This is a genomic window from Paracoccus sp. NBH48 (assembly GCF_015390265.1).
GTDB lineage: Bacteria > Pseudomonadota > Alphaproteobacteria > Rhodobacterales > Rhodobacteraceae > Paracoccus > Paracoccus marcusii.
The window spans coordinates 11,135-34,994 of the sequence record NZ_VUOJ01000002.1 but is presented as its reverse complement, the minus strand read 5'-3'; the positions used below and the strand labels follow the sequence as shown (position 1 = coordinate 34,994).

General features: G+C 67.2%; 20 protein-coding genes and 5 pseudogenes. 13 read left to right on the top strand and 12 right to left on the bottom strand.

Going from position 1 to position 23,860, the window contains the following annotated elements; all coding sequences use genetic code 11:
• Positions 1–90: 90 nt before the first annotated feature.
• Positions 91–1,014, top strand: a pseudogene (locus F1642_RS03670) (class I fructose-bisphosphate aldolase); the annotation flags it as partial.
• A gap of 92 nt (positions 1,015–1,106) precedes the next feature.
• On the opposite strand, the gene F1642_RS03665 reads toward F1642_RS03670, so the two are convergent.
• From F1642_RS03665 to scpA, 4 genes are all read right to left on the bottom strand, one after another.
• A complete protein-coding gene (locus F1642_RS03665; protein ID WP_127898606.1) occupies positions 1,107–2,396 on the bottom strand; it encodes a homoserine dehydrogenase in 1,290 nt (429 codons plus the stop codon).
• Positions 2,397–2,503: 107 nt separating this feature from the next.
• Positions 2,504–3,019 (bottom strand): hypothetical protein, encoded by a 516-nt coding sequence (locus F1642_RS03660; protein WP_194885507.1) that lies wholly within the window; start codon positions 3,017–3,019, stop codon positions 2,504–2,506.
• 3 nt (positions 3,020–3,022) lie between these two features.
• Positions 3,023–3,844, bottom strand: a complete 822-nt coding sequence (locus F1642_RS03655) for a glycosyl transferase (protein WP_370582768.1) — start codon at positions 3,842–3,844, stop codon at positions 3,023–3,025.
• A 126-nt stretch (positions 3,845–3,970) separates the two neighbouring features.
• Positions 3,971–6,103 carry a methylmalonyl-CoA mutase gene (gene scpA / locus F1642_RS03650; protein WP_194885506.1) on the bottom strand — a complete coding sequence of 711 codons (2,133 nt, stop codon included), beginning with the start codon at positions 6,101–6,103 and terminating at the stop codon, positions 3,971–3,973.
• A 130-nt stretch (positions 6,104–6,233) separates the two neighbouring features.
• On the opposite strand from scpA, the gene F1642_RS03645 reads away from it, so the two are divergent.
• Positions 6,234–6,749 carry a DUF4174 domain-containing protein gene (locus F1642_RS03645; protein WP_194885505.1) on the top strand — a complete coding sequence of 172 codons (516 nt, stop codon included), beginning with the start codon at positions 6,234–6,236 and terminating at the stop codon, positions 6,747–6,749.
• Positions 6,750–6,842: 93 nt separating this feature from the next.
• Positions 6,843–7,031: a hypothetical protein gene (locus F1642_RS03640; protein ID WP_194885504.1), complete on the top strand. Its 189-nt coding sequence runs from the start codon at positions 6,843–6,845 to the stop codon at positions 7,029–7,031.
• On the opposite strand, the gene F1642_RS03635 is transcribed toward F1642_RS03640, so the two are convergent.
• Entirely contained in the window at positions 7,028–7,615 is a 588-nt protein-coding gene (locus F1642_RS03635) for a hypothetical protein (RefSeq protein ID WP_194885503.1), read from the bottom strand. The two genes, F1642_RS03640 and F1642_RS03635, sit on opposite strands and share 4 nt — an antisense overlap.
• A gap of 111 nt (positions 7,616–7,726) precedes the next feature.
• Between F1642_RS03635 and F1642_RS03630 the strand changes: the two genes are divergently transcribed.
• Positions 7,727–8,113, top strand: coding sequence for a DUF4174 domain-containing protein (locus F1642_RS03630; RefSeq protein ID WP_255522114.1), 387 nt, complete (start codon positions 7,727–7,729; stop codon positions 8,111–8,113).
• A gap of 10 nt (positions 8,114–8,123) precedes the next feature.
• On the opposite strand, the gene F1642_RS03625 is transcribed toward F1642_RS03630, so the two are convergent.
• From F1642_RS03625 to F1642_RS03615, 3 genes and pseudogenes are all read right to left on the bottom strand, one after another.
• On the bottom strand, positions 8,124–8,492 hold the full coding sequence (locus F1642_RS03625) for a hypothetical protein (protein WP_194885502.1): 369 nt from the start codon (positions 8,490–8,492) through the stop codon (positions 8,124–8,126).
• Positions 8,489–10,535, bottom strand: a pseudogene (locus F1642_RS03620) (biotin carboxylase N-terminal domain-containing protein). The gene F1642_RS03625 and the pseudogene F1642_RS03620 overlap by 4 nt, the downstream one beginning before the upstream one ends.
• Positions 10,536–10,634: 99 nt before the next feature.
• Positions 10,635–10,835, bottom strand: coding sequence for a hypothetical protein (locus F1642_RS03615; RefSeq protein ID WP_194885501.1), 201 nt, complete (start codon positions 10,833–10,835; stop codon positions 10,635–10,637).
• A 75-nt stretch (positions 10,836–10,910) separates the two neighbouring features.
• On the opposite strand from F1642_RS03615, the gene F1642_RS03610 reads away from it, so the two are divergent.
• On the top strand, positions 10,911–11,168 hold the full coding sequence (locus tag F1642_RS03610) for a hypothetical protein (protein WP_194885500.1): 258 nt from the start codon (positions 10,911–10,913) through the stop codon (positions 11,166–11,168).
• Positions 11,169–11,294: 126 nt separating this feature from the next.
• Here F1642_RS03610 and F1642_RS03605 read toward each other — a convergent pair whose 3' ends face one another.
• Together F1642_RS03605 and F1642_RS14955 are read right to left on the bottom strand one after the other, a co-directional pair.
• On the bottom strand, positions 11,295–11,708 hold the full coding sequence (locus tag F1642_RS03605) for a hypothetical protein (RefSeq protein ID WP_045983965.1): 414 nt from the start codon (positions 11,706–11,708) through the stop codon (positions 11,295–11,297).
• Between the two features lie 446 nt (positions 11,709–12,154).
• Positions 12,155–13,691 (bottom strand): annotated as a pseudogene (locus tag F1642_RS14955) (acyl-CoA carboxylase subunit beta).
• A 171-nt stretch (positions 13,692–13,862) separates the two neighbouring features.
• Here F1642_RS14955 and alr point away from each other — a divergent pair.
• From alr to F1642_RS03565, 6 genes and pseudogenes are all read left to right on the top strand, one after another.
• A pseudogene (alr, locus tag F1642_RS03590) lies at positions 13,863–14,879 on the top strand (alanine racemase).
• A complete protein-coding gene (locus F1642_RS03585; protein WP_045999112.1) occupies positions 14,876–15,634 on the top strand; it encodes an ABC transporter permease in 759 nt (252 codons plus the stop codon). Before alr ends, F1642_RS03585 begins: the two are co-directional and overlap by 4 nt.
• The gene (locus F1642_RS03580; protein WP_194885499.1) at positions 15,631–16,341 is read left to right on the top strand and encodes an ABC transporter ATP-binding protein; all 711 of its coding nucleotides are present in this window, start codon (positions 15,631–15,633) and stop codon (positions 16,339–16,341) included. The genes F1642_RS03585 and F1642_RS03580 overlap by 4 nt, the downstream gene beginning before the upstream one ends.
• 147 nt (positions 16,342–16,488) lie before the next feature.
• Positions 16,489–17,565, top strand: coding sequence for a PhoH family protein (locus tag F1642_RS03575; RefSeq protein WP_045999114.1), 1,077 nt, complete (start codon positions 16,489–16,491; stop codon positions 17,563–17,565).
• Positions 17,558–18,055, top strand: a complete 498-nt coding sequence (gene ybeY, locus F1642_RS03570) for an rRNA maturation RNase YbeY (RefSeq protein WP_045983969.1) — start codon at positions 17,558–17,560, stop codon at positions 18,053–18,055. Before F1642_RS03575 ends, ybeY begins: the two co-directional genes overlap by 8 nt.
• The gene (locus F1642_RS03565; protein WP_194885498.1) at positions 18,052–18,981 is read left to right on the top strand and encodes a hemolysin family protein; all 930 of its coding nucleotides are present in this window, start codon (positions 18,052–18,054) and stop codon (positions 18,979–18,981) included. Before ybeY ends, F1642_RS03565 begins: the two co-directional genes overlap by 4 nt.
• A gap of 37 nt (positions 18,982–19,018) precedes the next feature.
• Here F1642_RS03565 and F1642_RS03560 read toward each other — a convergent pair whose 3' ends face one another.
• Both F1642_RS03560 and F1642_RS03555 read right to left on the bottom strand, forming a co-directional pair.
• Positions 19,019–19,957, bottom strand: a complete 939-nt coding sequence (locus tag F1642_RS03560; protein WP_194885497.1) for an alpha/beta hydrolase — start codon at positions 19,955–19,957, stop codon at positions 19,019–19,021.
• Positions 19,958–19,965: 8 nt separating this feature from the next.
• Entirely contained in the window at positions 19,966–20,250 is a 285-nt protein-coding gene (locus tag F1642_RS03555) for an SCP2 sterol-binding domain-containing protein (protein ID WP_042246766.1), read from the bottom strand.
• Positions 20,251–20,395: 145 nt separating this feature from the next.
• On the opposite strand from F1642_RS03555, the gene F1642_RS16310 reads away from it, so the two are divergent.
• Positions 20,396–21,043, top strand: coding sequence for a hypothetical protein (locus F1642_RS16310; protein ID WP_370582767.1), 648 nt, complete (start codon positions 20,396–20,398; stop codon positions 21,041–21,043).
• Positions 20,979–23,836, top strand: a pseudogene (locus F1642_RS03545) (helicase-related protein). Before F1642_RS16310 ends, F1642_RS03545 begins: the two are co-directional and overlap by 65 nt.
• Positions 23,837–23,860: the final 24 nt, after the last annotated feature.

Below are 23,860 nucleotides of genomic sequence, written 5' to 3'. Positions count from 1 at the left end.
AACCGCATCTGCCTGAATTTGTTAGCGTAACCAGCATTGCCGCGGGTCCGGCGCATGCTATCCAGCAGCCGACAATGATAGGAGAGACCCATGCAGATGACCGACACGGTGCGCCGCATCCTGGCCAATTACGAGGGCGAGACGCCGGGCGTGAAGGCGCAGCTGGCCCGCATGATGATGACCGGAAAGCTGGCCGGCACCGGCAAGATGATCATCCTGCCCGTGGACCAGGGGTTCGAGCATGGTCCCGCACGGTCCTTTGCGCCGAACCCGGCCGGCTATGACCCGCAGTACCATTATCAGCTGGCGATCGATGCGGGGCTGAACGCCTATGCCGCGCCGCTGGGCATGATCGAGGCGGGTGCGGACACCTTTGCAGGCCAGATCCCCACCATTCTGAAGGTGAACAGCGCCAACAGCCTGATGTCGGGCACGGCGGGCAAGAACCAGGCGATCACCGCATCGGTGGATGATGCGCTGCGGCTGGGCTGCGCGGCCATCGGCTTTACGATCTATCCGGGGTCGGACATGGCGCTGGACATGTTCGAGGAGATCGTCGCCATGCGCAAGGAAGCCGCCGCCAAGGGCGTGGCGACCGTGATCTGGTCCTATCCGCGCGGCGAGGCCATCACCAAGGACGGAGAGACCGCGATAGACGTGGCCGCCTATGCCGCCCAGATCGCGGCGCTGATCGGCGCGCATATCATCAAGATCAAGCTGTCGACCGACCACCTGATGCTGCCCGAGGCCAAGAAGGTCTACGAGGAGAAGGCGATCGACGTGTCGAGCCAGGCCAAGCGGGTCGAGCATTGCATGCAGGCCAGCTTTGGCGGACGCCGCATCGTGGTGTTCTCGGGCGGGGCGGCCAAGGGGACCGATGCGGTCTATGACGACGCCCGCGCGATCCGCGACGGCGGCGGCAACGGCTCGATCATAGGGCGCAACAGCTTTCAGCGGTCGCGCGAGGATGCGCTTGCGATGCTGGGCAAGCTGGTCGACATCTATCTGGGGCAAGGACGCCTGACCAAACGGACGCGCCCCCGGAAACGGGGGCGCGACGCGATCAGCGCCTTGCGGCGCGGGACGGGGGCCGGTGGCCCCCTTTTTCACACTTCCTCGATGCGCAGCTCGACCGGGTCGCTGACCAGGACACCGGTGCGGGGCAGGGCTTCGATGGCGTAGTCGATGGCTTCGGGCGTGGTCTTGTGGGTCACGACCAGGACCGGGACGCTGGCTGGGCTGTGCTGGCCGTACTGGCGCATCCGGTCGATCGAGATGCCGGCATCGCCCAGGACCGTCGCGACCTTGGCCAAGGCACCGGGTTTGTCCTGCAGCTCCAGACGGATGTAATAGGCTGCGGGCACGGCCGTGCGGGCGGGCTGGGCCGCGGTCAGCGATCCGGCAGGCTGTCCGAAGACCGGCATGCGGACGCCGCGCGCGATCTCGACGATGTCGGACATGACCGCGCTGGCGGTCGGGCCTTCGCCCGCGCCCGCGCCGCGCAGGACGATCTGGCCCACGCTGTCGCCCTCGATCACGACCATGTTGGTGCCGCCCACCAATTGCCCCAGGGGGCTGTCGGCGGGCACCAAGCAGGGCGACATCCGCTGTTCCAGGCCGCGGGCGGTCATCTGCGCAACGCCCAGCAGCTTGATGCGGTAACCCATGTCGCGGGCGCGGTGGATGTCATCGATGCTGACGCGTTCGATGCCTTCGATCTCGACGGCGTCGAAATTGACCTGCGTGCCGAAGGCGATCGACGACAGGATCGCCAGCTTGTGGCCCGCGTCGATGCCGCCCACGTCCAGCGTCGGGTCGGCCTCCAGATAGCCCAGCTGGCGGGCCTCTTCGAAGACGGCGTCATAGGGCAGGCCTGCGCTCTCCATCCGGGTCAGGATGTAGTTGCAGGTGCCGTTCATCACGCCCATCACGCGGGTGATGCGGTTGCCGGCCATGCTCTCGGTCATCGACTTGATCACCGGGATGCCGCCCGCGACGGCGGCCTCGAACCGGATCACGCGGCCCAGATCCTCGGCCAGCTTGGCCAGGTGCTGACCGTGCATGGCCAGAAGCGCCTTGTTCGCGGTCACGACATCCTTGCCGGACCGCAGTGCAGCCTCGATGCTGTCGCGCGCGACGCCCGCATCCCCGCCGACCAGTTCGATGAAAACATCGACGTCATCGGCCGTGGCGACCGCCATCGGGTCCGCCTCCCACCGATAGGACGACAGGTCCGCGTCGCGGTTCTTCATGCGGTCGCGTGCGCTGACGGCGGTGATCGCCACCGGGCGACCCGACCGCATCGCCAGCAGGTCGGCGTGTTTCTGAACGATCTTGACGACACCGATCCCGACGGTGCCAAGCCCGGCGATGCCGAGGCGGAGGGGGGACGACATGAGTGCCTCTCATCCTTGATTTCGCGGGTGTTAGCGCGCCGGGCCGCGTGTTGCAACGCGCGATGCGGTCGCGGCGCGGTCCTGTGGCATGCGTGCCGACGAACCGATCACGGGTCGGCGCCCGCCCATTCCCCATCGATCCCGGTCCGCCGCATCACCGACACGACCTGGCGTGCCGCCTGCAGGGTCCGGTCGCGGACCTGCAGGACGTCTTCTGCCCCCATGTCATGAGGATGGCGTTCCCCGCGGGTGTTGATGAAGGTCGGGTGCCACATGCCGGGCCGTGCCCCCGGCCGCCAGGACGCATGGCACAGCAGGTTGCGCATCCGCCGCAGGTCGGTCAGCGTCGGTGGCAGCGCGCCCAGCTCGACCCCATCGCTGCGGCGGGCGGCGGCCAGAAAGCTGTCGATCAGCGTGCCCAAGGTGTCGTCGGCGATCTCCTCCATGCGGCGCAGCCAGGCCTCCAGGGCGTGGTCCTGCGCATCCTGGCCCAGACCCTTTCGGGTCAGCGAAAAGATCGCGCGCTTCAGCGCCTCCTCAAGAAAGCCGAAGGCCGCGACGGCATGGCCCAATGCCGCGGCCATCTCATCGGGCAGACGATCGGGCGCGCGGGGCAGGGGCATCATTCACGCCAAAGCTGCGCCACCCACGGGGTCGGCCGGACATAATGGCGCAGATGCTTCAGGAAGCCCTCGCGCCGCTGGCCGGTGAAGGCCGCGCGCAGGTGATCCAGCGGGGCGCGGGGCCTCGTCGGCCTCGTCCCATCGGCCAAGGATCGCGTCGGGCGGGTTCAGGCTGCCGGGGAACATCACGATGCGCGTCCCGCGGGGAATCTTGGGATCGCGCAGATAGTTCAGGGGGAATGTCGGCACGCAGTGAAAGCGGAAATGGGCCAGCCACCCGCGCGGCCAGAACTTGACCCCGCCCGGGGCATTGCGGGTGACAAAGCGCTGTTCGTACTTGTACGTGTCAGCGGCGGCCTGTGGGTCGGCGGCAAAGATCTTCTGCAGCGGGGCCAGGTTGCCGACCCGCATCCGATAGACCGAGGTCTGGCCCATCTTCTCGAACGGCGTGTTGGGGTTTAGGCCCAGGATCGTGTCGTCCGGATCGCCATGTTCGAAGAACGCGTCAAGGCTGCCGGTGACGATCACGTCCAGGTCCAGGAACAGCACCACCCCCGTGACGTCGCCCAGATCCCCCCACAGCCGCGACTTGGGCCACTTGCCGCGGGTGTTGACCGGGGCCTGATAGGCGAAATCGGGCAGCGGGCGCACAGCCACATCCGGATGCAGACCGGTCCCGTCATCGGTGAAACAGAACAGCCGGAAGGGCGGCGTGATGTTGCGGGCGATCATCGCATGCAGGCGGTTGACATATTCGGGACCGAACTTGGCACCCCACTTGATGCAGATGATCTGCTTGACCGATCCGTTGCGCCCGTCGTCCATGTCTCACCCATTCGCTTTGGGTGCAGGGTTTCACAGCCCGCACCGCGAGGCAAGCAGGCCTCACGGTTCCGCGCAGGCCAGGGGGGGTGCGGGGGGCTGGCCCCCCGCCGTCGCGGGACGCAGATCTCAGGGTCGCGTCTCGCGGATCAGCCGCAGGATGTCCGCGGCTGCGGATGGGATGTTCGTGCCGGGGCCGAAGATCGCCTTGACCCCCGCACGGCGCAGGAAGTCGTAATCCTGCTGCGGGATCACGCCGCCGCAGATGACCAGGATATCGCCGGCGCCCGCATCCTTCAGGGCCTGGATCAGCTTGGGTGCCAGCGTCTTGTGGCCGGCGGCCTGGCTGCTGATTCCGATCACGTGGACGTCGTTGTCGATGGCGTCCTGGGCGGCCTCTTCGGGCGTCTGGAACAGCGGTCCCACGTCCACGTCGAAGCCGATATCGGCAAAGGCCGTGGCGATCACCTTGGCGCCTCGGTCATGACCGTCCTGGCCCATCTTGACGACCAGCATGCGCGGGCGGCGGCCTTCCTCCACGGCGAATGTCTCGACGTCGCGCTGGATCTGGGCAAAGCCCTCGTCCCCCTCATAGGCCGCGCCATAGACGCCGGCCAGGGTGCGCACCTCGGCGCGGTGGCGTCCGAATTCGTCTTCCATGGCCATGCTGATCTCTCCGACGGTGGCGCGGGCGCGGGCGGCCTCGACGGCGGCCTCCAGCAGGTTGCCGCCCTCCCGGGCGCGGCGGGTCAGTTCGGCCAGCGTCTCGGTGACGCGGCCCTCGTCCCGCGTGGCGCGGATGCGGGTCAGGCGGGCGATCTGGCTGTCCCTGACGGCGACGTTGTCGATGTCCAGGATGTCGATCGGATCCTCGGCCTCCTTGCGGTACTTGTTGACGCCGACGATCACGTCCTCGCCCCGGTCGATCAGGGCCTGACGCCGGGCCGCGGTCTCCTCGATGCGCAGCTTGGGCATGCCGCTGGCCACGGCCTTGGTCATGCCGCCCATCTCCTCGACCTCCTCGATCAACGCCCAGGCCTTTTCCGCCAGTTCCGCCGTCAGGCTCTCGATGTAATAGCTGCCCGCCAGTGGATCGACGACATGGGTGATGCCCGTCTCCTCCTGCAGGATCAGCTGGGTGTTCCGCGCGATGCGGGCGCTGAAATCCGTAGGCAGGGCGATCGCCTCGTCCAGCGCGTTCGTGTGCAGCGACTGCGTGCCGCCAAGCGCCGCCGACATCGCCTCATAAGCGGTGCGGATGACGTTGTTGTAGGGGTCCTGCTCCTGCAGGGACACGCCGGACGTCTGGCAATGCGTGCGCAGCATCAGGCTGCCCTGTTTCTTGGGCTCAAATTCCGACATGATCCGGTGCCACAGCAGACGCGCGGCGCGCAGCTTGGCGATCTCCATGAAGAAGTTCATGCCGATGGCAAAGAAGAACGACAGCCGCCCCGCGAAGGCATCGACATCCATGCCCGCCGCGATGGCCGCGCGCACATATTCGCGTCCGTCGGCCAGGGTATAGGCCAGCTCCTGGACCAGGTTCGCCCCGGCCTCTTGCATGTGATAGCCCGAGATCGAGATCGAGTTGAACTTGGGCATCTCCGATGAGGTGTACTCGATGATGTCCGCGATGATCCGCATGCTGGGTTCGGGCGGATAGATATAGGTGTTGCGGACCATGAACTCCTTGAGGATGTCGTTCTGGATGGTCCCGGACAGAACGGCACGGGAATGGCCCTGCTCCTCTCCGGTCACGATGAAGTTTGCCAGGATCGGGATGACCGCGCCGTTCATGGTCATCGACACCGAAACGCGGTCCAACGGGATGCCGTCGAACAGGATCTTCATGTCCTCGACCGAATCGATGGCGACGCCGGCCTTGCCCACATCGCCCTCGACCCGCGGATGGTCGCTGTCATAGCCCCGATGCGTGGCCAGGTCGAAGGCCACCGACACGCCCTGCTGCCCCGCGGCCAGCGCACGGCGATAGAAGGCGTTCGATTCCTCGGCCGTGGAAAATCCAGCATATTGCCGGATGGTCCAGGGGCGGCCCGCATACATCGTGGCGCGCGGGCCGCGGGTGAACGGCGCGATGCCGGGTAGGCCGTCCAGGTGGTCCATCCCCTCAAGGTCGTCGCGGGTATAGACCGGCTTGACGGCGATCCCCTCCAGCGTGTCCCAGGTCAGGCTGTCGGGGTCGCGCCCCTTCAGTTCGCCCTGTGCCAGCTTGCGCCAGTCCTCCAGCGTGGGTTTTGTCATGATCCATCCTTTCCTGCCGACGGTCCTGCCCTATATTCAAGACATGACGAGGTGCCGATGAAGTTGAAATTTATGATATTCGTGATGGCGCTTGCGGCGATGGGCCCCGCGCGCGAGGCCCCCCCGCCGGATGGCGCTGCCGTCCGGACACTGGACGGGGCGACGGCCGCGACGCAAGCCGCGCGACACGGTGCCGCAACGCAACCCCGCCCGTCTGCCCCCGGTCGCGCAGCGCGTCGAGCCCGACCCGCTGCCGGACGCGTCCCCCCTGGACGACGGCTCTCCGCAGGTGCTGGACGCCGCCACGGTCGACCCGGACCAGTTCCTATGGACGGCGCGCCCCGTGGTGATCTTTGCCGACACGGCGGACGACCCGGCCTTTGTCGACCAAGTGGCATCGCTGCGCCGTGACGGTCGGGCGCTGGCGTCGCGCGACGTGGTGCTTGTCCTCGACAGCGACCCGTCGGCCAACAGCACGTGGCGACAGCAGCTGCGCCCGCAGGGGTTCTCGCTGGTGCTGATCGACAAGGACGGACAGGTCAAGATCCGCCGCCCCGTCCCATGGGATGCCAGAGAGATCGGCCGCGCCATCGACCGTCTGCCCCTGCGCCGGCAGGAGATCGGGCGCGGCAGCGTGATGCGATAAGGCGCAGGGCCACGAAACTTGTGGATTTGCGGCGCGTTCCTTATATCATGACCAATATCCGGCACGGTTGCCGGATCAGCAGGAGGGTTGATCATGGCCAATTCGCGTTCCGACCGCAGCCTGTCGCAACCGCGCGCGCCCAAGGCGCCCGCCCGACCCGACGCACCCGTGCTGCGCAGCGAAGCCAAGCCGAAACCGACCGCCGTCAGCCGTGCGAACGAAATCGTGCGCGCCATCGGATTGCGTCCCATCACCGGCCTCTCGGGTCCGAAGATCGGCTAACTGACCTCGGTCGCCGACAGACGCTCGCGCATCTGCGCCAGTTCCTGCGGCAGGCGCGCACCGATCTGTGCCGCGGCCTGTGCCTCGTCCTCGTCCAGCATTGCCTCGACCGCTTCGGCGCCGCCGCGCAGGCATTCGGTCAGCACCCGCATCGCCTGCAGGCCGGTATCGCGGGTTTCCTCCATCAGCTCCAGGTAATCGGCCATCATCTGCGCCGCCCGCTTGCCGTCGCTGCGGGCAATCCGGCGCAGGTCGGTGGCCAGCGCGCCCATGATCGACAACAGCCGATAGTACAGCACGATCGGGTCGATGACCGGCGCAGGCAGGATGTGTATGTCGGAAATCACGGCCGCAAAGATGCGGTCGTTGGCCTGCTGCGGCAGGGTCGGCACGAAATCTCCCGACTCGATGCGCGACACCAGCAGGGCCGCGTCCTGCGGCGACGGCACCTGCTGCTCCAGGGCAAAGACATGCGCCCGGATCTCTGCCAGCAGGGCGCGCTGCAGGTCGGTCTCGCGCGCGCGGCGCAGCGTGGCGTCGCGGCGGCGGGTCTGGGACGCGACGACGATCCAACCGATGGCCACGAAAAAGGCCGGTGACGACCGCCTGCTGCAGCTGTGGGCTGAGCCATTGGTCAAGCGGTGCCATGGGAACCCGTCCCGCGACATGCGCGTCCTGTTTCGGAAGGAGCGATCATGCACCGATTCTGCCTGTCTACCGGCTTGGCCCTGTGGCCTGCCATGGCACCCGCCGACACCGCCCGCGGTCCCGCGCCGCTGCAGGCGGACACGCTTGCCGCACTGCGTTGGCAGGCGCGCCCTGTCGTCGTCCTTGGACCCGAGGCGCAGGTCGCACGGCAGATCGCAGACCTGCAGGCACACGCGGAGCAGTTGGCAGAACGCGAGGTGGTCATCCTGACCGACGGACCCGGTGCAGACGCGCTGCGCGACGGGCAGGGGTTCCAGGTTCTGCTGATCGGCAAGGATGGCGGGGTCAAGATGCGGTCGGCCACACCCGTCGCGGCAGAGGACATCCTGTCCCTGATCGACAGCATGCCGATGCGCCAGCAGGAGATGCGATAGCCCCCGCGCCTCATGCCACGCGCCCCCGTGTCAGCGACAGCGCCGCCAGACCTGCGGCGACATGACCGACAGCCGCCACGCCAAGCGCGGCCTGCCACGACGCATGACCGCCCAGCAGCGCCATCAATGCCGCGCCCCAGATAACCGCCGACAGCGGGATGGCCGCCGCCCAGAACCGCCACCCGCGCCAGCGTCCGGTGCATGCCCGAAGACCAGCTGGAACAGCGCCATCCCGACGATCGGCGGCAGCAGATAGGCCAGCGGCACCTGCGTGCCGAGCAGGGGGCACGGTCTGCGCCGCCACCGCCGACAGGATGCCCGCCGCGGCCGCCAGCCCAAGTCCGGCCGACAGCAGATAGGCGGGCAGGGCGGGGATCATTCGAACTCCATGATCACGTCGTCGACCTTCAGGCTTTCGCCCGGCGCGGCATTGACGGATTTCACGATGCCCCGGCGTTCGGCGCGCAGGATGTTCTCCATCTTCATGGCCTCGACCGTGGCCAGCGCCTGACCCTCCTGAACCTCGTCCCCTTGGGCGACATGATCGTCACGATCAGGCCGGGCATCGGGCACAGCAGGAACTTGGACGTGTCGGGCGGCAGCTTTTCGGGCATCAGACGTGCCAGCTCCGCCGCACGGGGCCGACGCACATGCACGCGCAGGTCAGCCCCGCGCGCACGCAGGCGCAGCCCGGCGGCGATCTTGTCCACCTTCAGCACCAAGGGGCGTCCGTCCACCTCCAGCCGCGCCAGCGACTGGCCGGGGCGCCAATCGCCCTCGACCCGGATCGTGCGCCCCGCGATGGCGACATTTGCGCCATGGGCATCGGCGGTGATGCGGACGGGCCAGTCCTGCTTGTCCGCGAACACCACCCAATCGTCGCCCACATGGCGTTCGTGGTTGTTCAGGCGGCCGCTGATACGGGTGCGCCGGATCTCGGCCACGCGGTGCATGGCGGCGGCGGCGGCGGCGATGCGGTGCATCTCGTCCTCGGGCAGGGCCGCGCCGTGGAACCCGTCGGGATATTCCTCGGCGATGAAGGCGGTGGTGATGTCGCCCGCGACGAATTTCGGGTGATCCATCACCGCCGACAGGAAGGGCAGGTTGTGCCCGATCCCCTCGACCTCGAAGGCGTCCAGCGCCGTGCGCATCGCCTCGATCGCCTCGCCGCGGGTCGGTGCCCAGGTGCACAGCTTGGCGATCATCGGGTCATAGAACATGCTGATCTCGCCGCCCTCATAGACGCCGGTGTCGTTCCTGACCGCGGCCGCACCCGTGGGGGCGCCATCGGCCAGCCACTTGCCCCCGGTCAGCATCGGCCCCGCCGCCACCTCGACCGGCGGGCGGTAACGGGTCAGACGTCCGATGGAGGGCAGGAAACCGCGATAGGGGTCCTCGGCGTACAGCCGGCTCTCCATCGCCCACCCGGTGATCGTCAGGTCGGACTGCGCGAAGGGCAGCGGCTCTCCGGCCGCGACGCGGATCATCTGCTCGACCAGGTCGACGCCGGTGATCAGCTCGGTCACCGGGTGTTCCACCTGCAGGCGGGTGTTCATCTCCAGGAAATAGAAGTTGCGGCTTCCGTCCACGATGAACTCGACCGTGCCCGCGCTGGTATAGCCGACGGCCTTGGCCAGGGCCACGGCCTGCTGACCCATGGCGGCGCGGGTGGCCTCGTCCAGGAAGGGCGACGGCGCCTCCTCGATGACTTTCTGGTTGCGGCGCTGGATCGAGCATTCGCGTTCGTGCAGATAGACCGCGCCTCCGTGCTGGTCGGCCAGGACCTGGATCTCGATGTGGCGCGGCTGCGTCACGAATTTCTCGATGAAGATCCGGTCGTCGCCAAAGCTGTTGGCGGCCTCGTTTCTGGAGGACTGGAAACCCTCGCGCGCCTCTTCGTCGGACCAGGCGATGCGCATGCCCTTGCCGCCGCCGCCCGCGCTGGCCTTGATCATCACTGGATAGCCGATCTGGGCACTGATGGCCGCGGCCTCGTCCGCGTCCGCAATCAGGCCCATGTGACCCGGAACCGTACTGACCCCCGCGGCCTGCGCCAGCTTCTTCGAGGTGATCTTGTCGCCCATCTGCTCGATCCGCGCCGGACGGGGGGCCGATGAAGACGACGCCCTCGGCCTCCAGCGCCTCGGCGAACTTCATGTTCTCGGACAAAAAGCCGTATCCGGGATGGACGGCCTCGGCGCCGGTCTGGCGGATCGCGTCCATGATCTTGTCGATCAACGATGTATGACTGGTTGGCGGGGGCCGGTCCGATATGGACGGCCTCGTCCGCCATGCGCACATGCAGCGCGTTACGGTCGGCGTCGGAATAGACGGCGACGGTCGCGATGCCCATCTTGCGGGCGGTCTTGATGACACGGCAGGCGATCTCGCCCCGGTTGGCGATCAGGATCTTCTTGAACATGGGCTCCCCCCCAGGACGGAACATGAAAAAGCCGCCCGAAGCGCGGGGCTTCGGACGGCTTTGCAGACGGTCGGCGCGCCGGGCGCGCCGATCAGCAGGTCACTGGCACAGACGGAAGTCGTTGCACAGCGCGCCAGCCGCGCCGCCGATGGCCGCGCCCTTGACGACGTTGGTGCCGCCGACCGATGCGACGGTCGCGCCGACGCCGGCGCCGATGAGCGCGCGGTCAGTGTCGGTCGGGTTGATGCCTTGGGTGCAGCCGGCGATGGCCGTGGTGCCGACCAAGGGCAGCGATAGCAAGGAATTTGGACATGGTGAAGATCCGTGGGTTGGGCGGCAGCCGCGCCGGGCGCGGGCTGCCGATAGGGTGAGAAGTTGCCGCAGCGATCAGTAGCGACGCTGGCAGACACCGGCGTCGTCGCACAGCGCGCCGCCGACGGCACCGATCGCGGCGCCGGTTGCCAGGTCTTCGTCCAGGGCCTTCGCGATGACGGCACCGGCAACGGCACCGCCTGCGGCGCGCTGCGCGTCGGGCGAGATGCCGCCGCCCTGATAGCCGGGGGCGCAAGCCGAAAGACCGGCGGCAACCAGGGCCAGGCCGGCAACGCGGAAGCGAGAAGAATTTCTGCATGATAAGAAACCTGTCGTAATGGGCCCGTCGGGGGCCGATGGGAGGTGGTAAGGGGTTATCGCCATAGCTGATGCCTGCGTCAAACTGACATGCGTGTGACTTCAAGGGGTTCAGCATCAACCTGCGCATCAGTCGTCGTCGGCCTCGTCGTCGTCCCAGCCGTCCTGGTCATCCCAGTCGAACTCTTGGGGCGCATCCTTGACGAACAGCTCGGGGAAGGCGGCCTCCGCCTCGGCCATGTCGACCTGCAGCAATTGGTCGTAATCGGCAGGGTCGAACTGGCCCACCGGCTTGACCTCGCGGCCGATCAGCCAAGACAGCCGACCGGCATCAAGATTGCCGCGGGGAAAGGGTTCGTCGCCGAAATGCGCGATCAGCGCCGAAAGAAAGCCCGCATCGGCGCGCTTGTCGGCCGGCCTGCGGTCCTTGAACCGTTCGCGGCGCGTGATGGGCGTGGCGCCCTTCTTGCGATTCTCGCGCCGGATGACGAATTGGAAATCAGTGCCGGGCAGACGCCCGGGAAAGCCGCGATGCTTCAGCATGGCAGGGCCCTGTGCTGGGGCGCGCGGGCCGGATCGCTGCGCACGGGCAGGCTGGCCGCCCGCGCGCAATTGTCGGACGTCTCGTCTTAGCCGAATTTGCTGTTGTAGACAGGCTCGGTCGTGACGGGGTTGACCATGGGCGCGGCCGGGGCGGTTGGGACATAGACGTCGGCAGGCTGCTGGCGCTGGCACGCGCGAAGGCGGAAACCAGCACGAGGCCGAGGATGATCTTTTTCGACATGGAAACATGCTCCTGTAGGGCGGGCGGTGTTGCGCCCGGCTGCTCGGGTTGTGGTCGGCTTGTTGATCTGCCGGCCTGCGCGGCATGATAGAGAAGCCCGCCCCGATCAGACAGGGACGCAGGAAGGCGGGCACCAAAGCGCCGCCCCCCTGTGGCCCGGCTGCATCATTCACGACCTTGTGCATCGCGCGCCCGTCCCCGTCCGTCACAGCGGAATGTTGTCGTGCTTTTTCCAAGGGTTCGTCAGTCGCTTGCCGCGCAGGCTGGCAAAGGCGCGGGCCACCCGGCGACGCGTCGACCGGGGCTGGATCACCTCGTCGATGAAGCCCTTCTCGGCGGCCACGAAGGGGTTGGCAAAGCGGTCCTCGTAATCCTTGGTGCGGGCGGGCGATCTTTTCGGCATCGCCCAGTTCGCTGCGATACAGGATCTCGACCGCGCCCTTGGCGCCCATCACCGCGATCTCGGCGGTGGGCCAGGCATAGTTGAAATCGCCGCGCAGATGCTTCGACGCCATCACGTCATAGGCGCCGCCATAGGCCTTGCGGGTGATGACCGTGACCTTGGGCACCGTCGCCTCGCCATAGGCGAACAGCAGCTTTGCCCCATGCTTGATGACGCCGCCATATTCCTGACCGGTCCCGGGCAGAAAGCCCGGAACGTCGACCAGCGTCAGGATCGGGATCTCGAACGCGTCGCAGAACCGAACGAAGCGCGCGGCCTTGCGCGAGCTGTCGATGTCCAGGCAACCGGCCAGCACCATCGGCTGGTTGGCGACGACCCCCCACCGTTTGTCCCTCGATGCGGATGAAGCCGATGATGATGTTGCCCGCGAAATCCTTCTGGATCTCGTAGAAGTCGCCCCTCGTCCGCAACCTTGGCGATCAGCTCCTTCATGTCATAGGGCTGGTTCGGGTTGTCGGGGATCAGCGTGTCCAGGCTGGGCTCGATCCGCGCCGGGTCGTCGAAGAAGGGCCGGGTCGGGGCCTTTTCGCGGTTGTTCAGCGGCAGGAAGTCGAACAGCCGGCGGATCTCCGACAGCGCCTCGACGTCGTCCTGGAACGCCCCGTCCGCGACAGAGGATTTCCGTGTATGCGTGGACGCACCGCCCAGCTGTTCGGCGGTCACGACCTCGTTCGTGACCGTCTTGACCACATCGGGCCCGGTCACGAACATGTAGGACGTGTCGCGCACCATGAAGATGAAGTCGGTCATCGCGGGCGAATAGACCGCGCCACCCGCACAGGGGCCCATGATCACGCTGATCTGCGGCACGACGCCCGATGCCAGCACGTTGCGCTGGAACACGTCGGCATAACCCGCAAGGCTGGCCACGCCCTCTTGGATGCGCGCGCCCCCCGAATCGTTCAGCCCGATCACCGGCGCGCCGTTCTGCATCGCCATGTCCATGATCTTGCAGATCTTCTGGGCATGGGTTTCCGACAGCGATCCGCCGAAGACGGTGAAGTCCTGAGAGAAGACATAGACCATGCGGCCGTTGATGGTGCCCCATCCGGTCACAACCCCGTCGCCTGCCGGGCGGTCGTCCTGCAATGCCGAAATCGGTGCTGCGATGGGCGACGAACATGTCGAACTCCTCGAAGCTGTCCTCGTCCAGCAGCAGGTCGATGCGTTCGCGGGCCGTCAGCTTGCCGCGGGCGTGCTGGGCGTCGATGCGCCGCTGGCCGCCGCCAAGCCGGGCCTGCTGTCGGCGTTCTTCCAGCTGCTGCAGAATGTCCTTCATCGCGCCCTCCTGATCCGGTGTCCCAGGCTAGACTGCGATGCAGGTGCAGCAAAGACAATTCGGGGGAATTTGCAAAATACAGAAGCGGCTGTTCATGCTAAGTGCATATGTGCAAACACATGCTGCGGCAGCCTCTTGACGCGGGCCGGGCAGGGGGGCAAGCCACAGCATATGGGATTGCAGATCGACATCGCGGCCATCGTGGCCAATCACGCGGCGCTGGCCGCACTGGCGCCCGGCGCGCGTGCCGCTGCCGTGGTCAAGGCCGATGCCTATGGCCTGGGCGCCGACCGCGTCGCCCCGGCCCTCTATGCCGGCCGGCGTGCGCGATTTCTTCGTGGCCTGGCGCATGAGGGACGGGCGATCCGGCCGCTGCTGCCGCAGGACGCGCGCATCAACGTGCTGTCGGGGCACATGGAGGGCGCGGACCTGACCGGGCTGACCCCGGTCCTGAACAGTCCCTGCGCAGTTCTTTCGTGATCGCGCCATGCGCCCCGGCCAACCCTTCGCCATCCAGCTGGACACCGGGATGAACCGCCTTGGCATGGAGGCCGCCGAATGGGGCGCCATCCGGGACGAGGCGCTGGCCGCCGGACCGGCCTTCATCATGTCGCACCTGGCCTGCGCGGACGAGCCCGACCACCCGCCAATGCGGCGCAGCTGTCCGCGTTCCGCGCAATGACCGATGGCTGTGACATGCTGCGGTCGCTGGCCGCGACCGGGGGTATCCTGCTGGGACCGGACTATCACTTCGACATGGTTCGCCCCGGCGTGGGCCTGTATGGAGGGCTGCCCTTCACGCAGGCCCGCGGCGTCGTCACGCTGTCGCTGCGCGTGATCCAGACCCGTCACGTGCGGAGGGGAGAGATGGTCGGTTATGGCGCCAGTTGGCACGCGCCGCGCGACTGTCGCATCGCCACCGTCGATGCCGGCTATGCCGACGGCATCCTGCGTTCGCTGTCGGGCAAGGGCGCGCAGCTGTTCGCCGGCGATGCGGCCTGTCCGGTCGTCGGGCGCGTGTCGATGGACCTGATCACGGTGGACGTCACCGATCTGGATGCGGTGCCAGACCGGCTTGACCTGATCTGCGCGCGTCAACCCATCGACCGTCTGGCCGACATCGCCGGCACCATCGGATACGAGGTGCTGACCTCGCTTGGGCTGCGCTACCAGCGGACCTATCTGTGACGCCCATCCGGGCGATCGGACGACCCGCCCTGCGCGCCACTCGGACCATCGGGGCGGTGGCGCTGTTCGCGATGCGGGGGCTGTCGGGGTTCGGGACACCCCGTATGATCCTGCGCCAGGTGATGCAGATCGGCTGGTTGTCGCTGCCGGTCGTAGGGCTGACGGCGTTGTTCACCGGGGCGGCGCTTGCCCTGCAGATCCATTCGGGCGGAGAGCGGTTTCAGGCCGGTGACGTCGTCCCGGCCATCGTGGCCATCGGCATGGTTCGCGAACTGGGGCCCGTCCTGGGGGGCCTGATGGTCGCCGCCCGCGTCGCCAGCAGCATCGCCGCCGAAATCGGGACCATGCGCGTCACCGAACAGATCGACGCGTTGGTGACACTGTCGACCGACCCGGTCCGCTGGCTGGTCACGCCCCGGCTGTGGGCGGCGATCCTGTGCATGCCGGTGCTGGTGGCCACGGGCGACATCATCGGCATCATGGGCGGCTGGCTGGTGGGCACGACGTCGCTTGGATTCAATTCGGCCAGCTACATCGCGAACAGCTGGGCATATCTGGAGCCGTGGGACGTTACCTCTGGCCTGATCAAGGGGGCGGTCTTCGGGCTGGTCGTCGCGTTGTCGGGATGCTGGTTCGGCATGCGGTCGGGGCGCGGGGCGGCAGGCGTCGGACGGGCCACGACCAATGCGGTCGTCGCGGCCGCCGTCGGCATTCTGGCTGCGAACTTTGCGCTGACCGGGCTGTTCTTCGAATGATCCGGACCTGCGGCCTCAGCAAATCCTTTGGCCCCAAGCGGGTCCTCGACAGCGTCGATCTGACCGTCGCCACGGGCGAGAGCCTGTGCGTGATCGGCCAGTCCGGCACCGGCAAGTCGGTCCTGCTGAAATGCATCCTGGGGCTGGAGCGCCCCGATGCGGGACAGGTGCTGTGGAACGGCCAGCCGCTGGACCGGGCACGCTTCATGGCGCGGTTCGGGATGCTGTTCCAAGGGGCGGCCCTGTTCGACAGCCTGTCGGTCTGGCAGAACGTCGCCTTCCGCCTGCGCCAGCGGATGGACGACCGCCGCGCCCGTGCCATCGCGCTGGACAAGCTGGCGCGCGTGGGGCTGGCTTCGGACATCGCCGACCTGATGCCCGCGCAGCTGTCGGGCGGCATGGCCAAGCGCGTCGGCCTGGCCCGCGCCATCGCCGACGACCCGGCGGTGATCTTCTTCGACGAACCGACCACCGGGTTGGACCCGATCCGCGCGCGGGCCATCGATGCGCTGATCCGCGACATCGTGACCGAAACAGGGGCCACCGCGATCACCATAACCCATGACATGGCCAGCTGCCGGATCATCGGCGACCGCGTCGCGCTGTTGGCGGATGGTCGCATCGCGCATGACGGCCCCGTGGCGGACATGGATCGCGCGCCCGCCTTGGCCGGTTTTTCTGGGCATCCCGTCCGCCGGGGCCGGTGATCATGCGCGATAAGGATGCAACTTTTGCACAGGCTTGGCCGTTCTGCACAAACGGGGGCAGTTGCGCCCCATTTACCACGAACATGAACTTGTGCGAATCCGACCGGCTTGCCACCATGGACCGACCAGATTGACCAGGAGAGACATTTGGGCCTGACCCCGACGCCACCCGTCACCGCGGCTTCTGCCGAAACCCTTCTTGAGTTCCCCGACAACCGGCTGTTGATCGACCTGTGCGGTCCCAACGACCGCCATCTGGCCCGGATCGAGGAGGCACTTGGCGTCCATATCCTGCGTCGCGGCAACCAGATTGCCGTGGTCGGCGGCCCCGAGGCCCAGTCCGAGGCCGCGAACCTGCTTCGTGGCCTTTACGCGCGGCTGGAACAGCACCGTCCCGTCGGCCCTGACGAGGTCGAGGCCGCGTTGCGCATGGGGGTCGAACCTGCCGCCGACGTGACCCCGGCTGAACAGCTGGAGATGTTCGCTCAGGGCAATTACGAACTGCGAACCCGCAAGAAATCGGTCGAGCCGCGTACGGATGCGCAGAAGGCCTATGTCCGGTCACTGTTCCAGAACGAGCTGGCTTTTGGCATCGGGCCTGCGGGCACGGGCAAGACCTATCTGGCGGTGGCCGTGGGTGTGACGATGCTGATCGGCGGCCATGTCGACAAGATCATCCTGTCGCGCCCCGCCGTCGAGGCTGGGGAACGGTTGGGTTTCCTTCCGGGCGACATGAAGGAGAAGGTCGATCCATACATGCAGCCGCTCTACGACGCGCTGAACGACTTTCTTCCCGGAAAGCAGATGCAGAAGCTGATGGAGGAGAAGCGCATCGAGATCGCGCCCCTGGCCTTCATGCGCGGGCGCACCCTGTCGCGCGCCTTCGTCGTGCTGGACGAGGCGCAGAACGCCAGCAGCATGCAGATGAAGATGTTCCTGACCCGTCTTGGCGAAGGCTCGCGGATGGTCATCACCGGCGACCGCACCCAGATCGACCTGCCGCGCGGCATGATGTCGGGCCTTATGGACGCCGAGCGCATCCTGAAGGACGTCAAGGGCATCAGCTTCAGCTATTTCACCGCCGATGACGTCGTGCGCCACCCGCTTGTCGCGCGCATCATCAAGGCGTATGAGGTCGAGGACAACGCCGCCCTTGCCCGCGGTGAAACAGAGGAGCCGCGCGGCCAGTACGTTCCCCGCCGCGCATTCAGAAACGATGCCTGACGAGATTTCCGTCGACTGCGTCATCGAGGATGACCGATGGCAGGCCGCCGGTCTTGAGGACCTGGCGGCCCTTGCCGTCACTGCCGCGCTGGACCACCACCGCTTAGGCGGGGAGGTGGTCGTCATGGGCTGCGACGACGCCCGCATCGCCGCGCTGAACGCCGACTTCCGCGGCAAGCCCCGGGCCACGAACGTGCTGTCATGGCCGTCGGTCGAGCATCTGCCGCATGATCCCGGTCAGGCGCCCGAGATGCCGGACGAGGAGGAACTGGGCGACATCGCGATCGCCTATGATACCTGCGCGGCCGAGGCCGAGGATCAGGGCAAGCCCTTCGACCATCACGTCCAGCACCTGCTGGTCCATGCGACCCTGCATCTGCTGGGTTACGACCATCTGAACGATCCCGATGCCGAACTGATGGAGGCGACCGAGCGCGCCATCCTGTCCCGGCTTGGCATTCCAGACCCTTACCAGGAGAAAGACCGATGAATTCCGAAAGCCGATTATCCGAGCCCGCTCCTCAGCCGGCCATCGAGGAAGTCACGGCGATCGCCGTCGACGGTGGCGCCACCGAGGAGAAGGAGGCCGGTAATGGCAAAGGATTTTTTGGCCGCGTGCTCTCGGCCCTGACAGGGTCCGAAAGCGGCGCGGACGACGATCATCAGGACCGCCATGTCGTCGGCACCCCCGGCCTGGTCAATCTGCGCCGCATGCGGGTCGATGACGTCGCCATCCCCAAGGTCGAGATCGTGGCCGCCCCCGCGAACCTGTCGTTGGAGGATCTGGTCGAGATGTTCCGTGAGCACGGGTTTTCACGGATGCCGGTCTTTCGCGGCACGCTGGACAGTCCGCTTGGCCTGATCCATCTCAAGGACCTGGCGCTAAAGCACGGGTTCGGTGCGGGGGGCAAGTTTACCATGCGCCCGATGCTGCGGCCGTTGCTGTACGTTCCGCCCTCGATGCCCATCGGGGTGCTGCTGCAGCAGATGCAGACCAAGCGCATCCACATGGCGCTGGTCATCGACGAATACGGGGGCGTCGACGGGTTGGTCACCATCGAAGACCTGATCGAACAGGTGATCGGCGAGATCGAGGATGAGCATGACGAGGTCGAGGGCGGCCTGTGGGTGCATGAGAAGACCGGCCAGTGGCTGATCCAGGCCCGCGCCGCGCTGGACGATGTCGAGGCAGAAACCGGCTTGCGCCTGATCGGCGACGAGGACGAGGATATCGACACGCTTGGCGGTCTGATCTTCATGCTGGCGGGTCGCGTGCCGCTGCGCGGAGAGGTGATCGCCCATCCCTCGGGCGCCGAGTTCGAGGTCGTGGATGCCGATCCGCGTCGCCTGAAGCGGATCCGCCTGCGCATGCCCAGCATCAGCACGCCGTCCGATCGGAAAAACGCCCAATCCTGATGGGTCGGGGGGCGTACGGCCCCCGGTCAGTGTCGCGTCAGCTGGCCTCGAACCGGGCCAGCATCGCCTCATAGAACAAATCGCGCAGCGGATCCGTCTCCATCAGGATTTCGTGCTTGGCCCCCGGAATGGTCAGCATTTCCGATTGCGGCCAGCGTGCGGCACGGTCCCGGATGGCCTGCGGCGACACGACCTTCTCGTCGCTGCCGACAGACACCAGCATCGGCATGTCGGGCGATGGAATGCGCGACAGGCGAGCGCATTCGTTCAGTGCCCTGCCAACCCAATCGAAGGTGGCACCGCCGATGGTCAGGTCGGGCCAGGCCACGGCCTCGCGCACCAGCCGCGCCCATTCGTCACCGTTGCCGGTCAGCAGGTTGGCGTTGAAGCTTTCGTCCAAGGGATAGGTCGTCGCCGCCCCGCCGCTGCCCGGTGCCGTCAGGCCGCCACGCCCCACGCGTCCAGCCAGATAGGCGATGCCCAGGGCCACGCCCTGCTGCATTCGGCGAAGATTGATGCCCCACATGGGCGCAGAGAAAACCGCGCTTTGCACGGCCATGCCGCCCTCCAGCGCGGCCAACCCGATGCAGCCGCCCATCGAATGCGCCAGCAGATGCCACGGACGGGGCAGGTCAAGCTGTTCCGCCGCCACGATCATCTCGACCACGTCGTGCTGGTAATCCGCGAAATCGCGGATATGGCCGGGGCGGGGATTGGGCTGCAGGCGGTCCGACATGCCCTGACCGCGCCAGTCGATCGAGAGGACGTCGTAACCCTCGGCCATCAGACGATGGGCGACGGGGGCGTATTTCTCGATGTATTCGGTCCGCCCGGGGAACAGCAACACGCTGCCGCGCGCCGCATCCGAGGGCCAATGCGCCATGCGCAGGCGGACCCCATCGCCGGCCTGCGCCCAGAAGGCGCGGGCCGGCTGCGACCGGTCGTCCGGAAGCTGATGGAAGGGTGCTTGCTGCACGCGGGCGCTTAGGACAGCTTCTGGCCCAGCTGCATCGCGACGCCCATCGAGCCATCGATCTTCAGCTTGCCCATCATGAAGGCGGTGGCAGGGTTCACGTCGCCGTTCAGGATGCCCTCGAACGTCTCGCGGCTGGCAGTCAGGGTCACCTCGGCATCCTCGTCGCCGGCGCGCACGCCGTCTTCGTCGATCATGATCGCGCCTTCGCCGGTGATGACGAACTTTGCGACAGAATCGAAGCTGTCGATCTTTTCGCCCAGCTTCTGGACGGCCTTGGTCACGACTTCGCTCATTTCACGTCTCCTGGTGCGCTTTGTCTGGCGCCCGACCTGCGGCCTGGGCTACACCAGACATATGAACGCGGTCCGCCTGAATTTCCACTCTGCCGTCACGGCATTGCGTCACAAAGTTCTGACGATTTTCGTGGTTATTGCAAGCGTGGTACCGATCGCGGCCGCGGGCCAGGGGCTGGACGACGCCTTCGCGCGCCTGGCCCAGCCCGAGGGCGAGGGCTGGCGCATCGCGGAAAGCGACATCCTGCGCGAATGGTCGCGGTCCGGATCGCCGGCGATGGACCTGCTGCTGCAGCGGGGAGAGGCGGCGCTGGACATGGGGGACATTCCCTCGGCCATCGGTCATCTGACCGCGTTGACCGACCATGCCCCCGACTTTGCGGCAGGCTTCCAGACGCGGGCCGCGGCCTATGCGACGGCGGGCCAGTTCGGGCCCGCGCTGGCCGACCTGCGCCGCACGCTGGAGCTGGAGCCGCGCCACTTTGCGGCGCTGACCCAGCTGGGCGCCATGCTGGAGGAGATGGGCGACGACGCCCGCGCCCTGGCGGCCCTATCGCGCCAGCCTGGCGATCCATCCCCACCAGCAGGAAGCTATCGATGGCCAGGCACGTCTGGAACACAAGCGCATCGGCACCGATATCTAAGGCATGAACATGACGACGCGCGGGCGGATCACCGCCATCCTGGGCCCAACCAATACGGGCAAGACCCACTACGCCATCCAGCGGATGCTGAACCACCGGTCGGGGGTGATCGGCCTGCCGCTGCGCCTGTTGGCGCGCGAGGTCTATGACCGGATCGTGGCCGCGCGCGGACCCTCGGTCGTGGCCCTGGTCACCGGAGAGGAGCGGATCGTTCCCGACCGCGTCCAGTACTGGGTCGCCACCACCGAGGCGATGCCCGACATCGCCACCGATTTCGTGGCCATCGACGAGATCCAGCTGTGCGCCGATCCCGGACGCGGGCACGTGTTCACCGACCGACTGCTGCACATGCGCGGCACCGTCGAGACTCTGTTCCTGGGCAGCAGCACTATGCGCCCGACCATCGCGGCCCTGGTTCCCGAAACCCAGTTCGAGCGCAAGGAGCGGTTCTCGACCCTGTCATGGGCAGGATCGAAGAAGCTGTCCCGGATGCCGCCGCGCAGCGCGATCGTGGGCTTCAGCGTCGACGACGTCTATGCGATGGCCGAGCTGATCCGTCGGCAGAAGGGGGGCTGCGCGGTCGTGATGGGGGCGCTGTCGCCCCGCACGCGCAATGCCCAGGTCGAGATGTACCAGAACGGCGAGGTCGATTACCTGGTGGCCACCGACGCCATCGGCATGGGCCTGAACCTGGACATCAAGCACGTGGCCTTCAGCGCCACGCACAAGTTCGACGGCAAGCGGGTCCGCCCGCTGTTTCCCCACGAGATGGGCCAGATCGCGGGCCGGGCAGGGCGGCATACCGAATCCGGCACCTTTGGCGTCACCGGAGAGGCCGAGCCCCTTGACGAGGGGCTGATCGACGCGCTGGAGAACCATCGGTTCGCCCCCATCAGCCGGCTGGTCTGGCGCAATGGCAAGCTGGATTTCGGCAGCATGGACCGGCTGGTCGAAAGCCTGGAGACCGGCCCCGGCCACGAACTGCTGGCCCGCGGGCGCGAGGCCGACGACGTGGCGACGCTGAAGATCCTGCGCGACTTTCCCGAGATCAAGGACCGCATCCGCGGCGGCAAGGACGTGCGCCTGCTGTGGGACGTGTGCCGGGTGCCCGATTTCCGGGGAATCTCGACCATGGAACATGCGACTTTGCTGGCGCGGATCTTCGGTTTTCCTGCAGGATGGACATATCCCGGCGGATTGGCTTGGCCGGGCCATCGAACGCATCGACCGGACCGCTGGCGACATCGACGCCATTTCGAAGCGGTTGGCATATATCCGCACCTGGACCTATGTCGCGCAAAGAACGGGCTGGGTGGCGGACGAAAAGCATTGGCGCGGGGAAACGCGCGCTGTAGAAGACCGCCTGTCGGACGCGCTCCACGCGGCCCTGACCCAACGATTTGTGGACCGGCGCACATCCGTGCTTCTGCGCCGGCTCAAGCAGAAGGAGAGCCTGGTGGCCGAAGTGAATGACAAGGGCGAAGTGACGGTCGAGGGCGAATTCGCCGGCCGCCTGGAGGGCTTCCGCTTCCGCCCCGACCAGACCGCATCGGCGGACGAGGCCAGAATGCTGAGCCGCGCCAGCTATGACGCGCTCAAGCCCGAGTTCCATCTGCGTGCGGACCGTTTCTACAACGCGCCCGACACCGAGATGGACTATACCGAACAGGGCGGCCTGATGTGGGGCAGCCAGGCGGTCGGCAAGCTGGTCAAGGGCGCCGATCCGCTGCATCCCGGCGTCGAGGTCTTCGTCGACGAGGAGGCCGGTCCCGAGATCGCCGACAAGGTCCGCCGCCGGGCCCAGCATTTCATCGACCGCAAGATCGCTGCGCTGTACGAGCCGCTGCTGACCCTGCAGAAGGACGAGGCGCTGACCGGTCTGGCCCGCGGCTTTGCCTTCCGGCTGGTCGAGGCGCTTGGGATCCTGCCCCGCGACGGCATCGCTGCCGAGGTCAAGGAACTGGACCAGGAATCCCGGGGCATGCTGCGCAAGCATGGCGTCCGCTTTGGCCAGTTCACCATCTTCCTGCCCGCGCTGCTGAAGCCCGCGCCGACGCGCCTGCGTCTGGTCCTGTGGTCGCTGCACGAGGGGCTGTCCGAATTCCCGGAAAGCCCGCCGCCGGGTCTGGTCACCATCCCGCATCTGCCGGTCGTGCCCGATCAGGTCTATGCGCTGTCGGGCTATCGCCCCGCGGGCGACCGGGCGATCCGCATCGACATGCTGGAGCGGCTGGCCGATCTGCTGCGCGCGCAGGACACCCCGCGGCGGGTTCGAGGCCAACCCAGACATGCTGTCGATCACCGGCATGACACTGGAGCAGTTTTCGGGCCTGATGCAGGGCCTGGGCTATTCCGCCGACAAGGGCGAGCGTGCCAAGGTCAAGGCGACCGAGACCCCGGCCGTCGTGTCCCCGGCCGAGGCTGACGGCTCTGACGCGCCGATGACCGAGGAGGAATCGGTCCTGGCCGCCGAGACCCGCGCCAAGTGGGAGGCCGAGCAGGCCGAAAAGCGCAAGGCAGACGCCCCTGAGGCCGATGCCGTCGACGCGGAGCCCGAGACCGCCGCCGAGGTCGCACCCCCGGAGATGGAGGTGTTCTATACCTTCAAATGGGCGCCCAAGCCGCGCGGCAACCGTCGCCCGCAGGGGGACCGCGGCCAGACCGAGCGTCCCCAGGGTGATCGCCCGCAGGGCCAGCGCCGCGGCCCGCGCCGCGATGGCGTCCCGCGCGACGGTCAGTCCAAGGATGCGGCCCCGGCAGGGGATCGCCCGCAGGGCGAACGCCGTGATCGCAACGGCAAGCCCGGCGGCAAGTTCGGTGGCCCCAAGAAGGGCGGCAAGCCGTCGCATCAGGGTCCCCAGACCTTCTCCTCGCGTCCCGAGAAGAAGGCCGATCCGGACAGCCCCTTTGCGATCCTGGCCCAGCTGAAGGACAAGACCTGACTTGACCGAGGCCGCCCGCCGGCC

Excerpts from the sequence above, each read along its gene's own strand:
- F1642_RS03665 (WP_127898606.1), bottom strand. The coding sequence starts at position 2,396 with ATGTCGTCCCCCCTCCGCCTCGGCATCGCCGGGCTTGGCACCGTCGGG.
- F1642_RS03660 (WP_194885507.1), bottom strand. The coding sequence starts at position 3,019 with ATGCCCCTGCCCCGCGCGCCCGATCGTCTGCCCGATGAGATGGCCGCG.
- F1642_RS03655 (WP_370582768.1), bottom strand. The coding sequence starts at position 3,844 with ATGGACGACGGGCGCAACGGATCGGTCAAGCAGATCATCTGCATCAAG.
- scpA (WP_194885506.1), bottom strand. The coding sequence starts at position 6,103 with ATGACAAAACCCACGCTGGAGGACTGGCGCAAGCTGGCACAGGGCGAA.
- F1642_RS03645 (WP_194885505.1), top strand. The coding sequence starts at position 6,234 with ATGGCGCTGCCGTCCGGACACTGGACGGGGCGACGGCCGCGACGCAAG.
- F1642_RS03640 (WP_194885504.1), top strand. The coding sequence starts at position 6,843 with ATGGCCAATTCGCGTTCCGACCGCAGCCTGTCGCAACCGCGCGCGCCC.
- F1642_RS03630 (WP_255522114.1), top strand. The coding sequence starts at position 7,727 with ATGCACCGATTCTGCCTGTCTACCGGCTTGGCCCTGTGGCCTGCCATG.
- F1642_RS03625 (WP_194885502.1), bottom strand. The coding sequence starts at position 8,492 with ATGATCCCCGCCCTGCCCGCCTATCTGCTGTCGGCCGGACTTGGGCTG.
- F1642_RS03605 (WP_045983965.1), bottom strand. The coding sequence starts at position 11,708 with ATGCTGAAGCATCGCGGCTTTCCCGGGCGTCTGCCCGGCACTGATTTC.
- F1642_RS03580 (WP_194885499.1), top strand. The coding sequence starts at position 15,631 with ATGATCCGGACCTGCGGCCTCAGCAAATCCTTTGGCCCCAAGCGGGTC.
- ybeY (WP_045983969.1), top strand. The coding sequence starts at position 17,558 with ATGCCTGACGAGATTTCCGTCGACTGCGTCATCGAGGATGACCGATGG.
- F1642_RS03565 (WP_194885498.1), top strand. The coding sequence starts at position 18,052 with ATGAATTCCGAAAGCCGATTATCCGAGCCCGCTCCTCAGCCGGCCATC.
- F1642_RS03555 (WP_042246766.1), bottom strand. The coding sequence starts at position 20,250 with ATGAGCGAAGTCGTGACCAAGGCCGTCCAGAAGCTGGGCGAAAAGATC.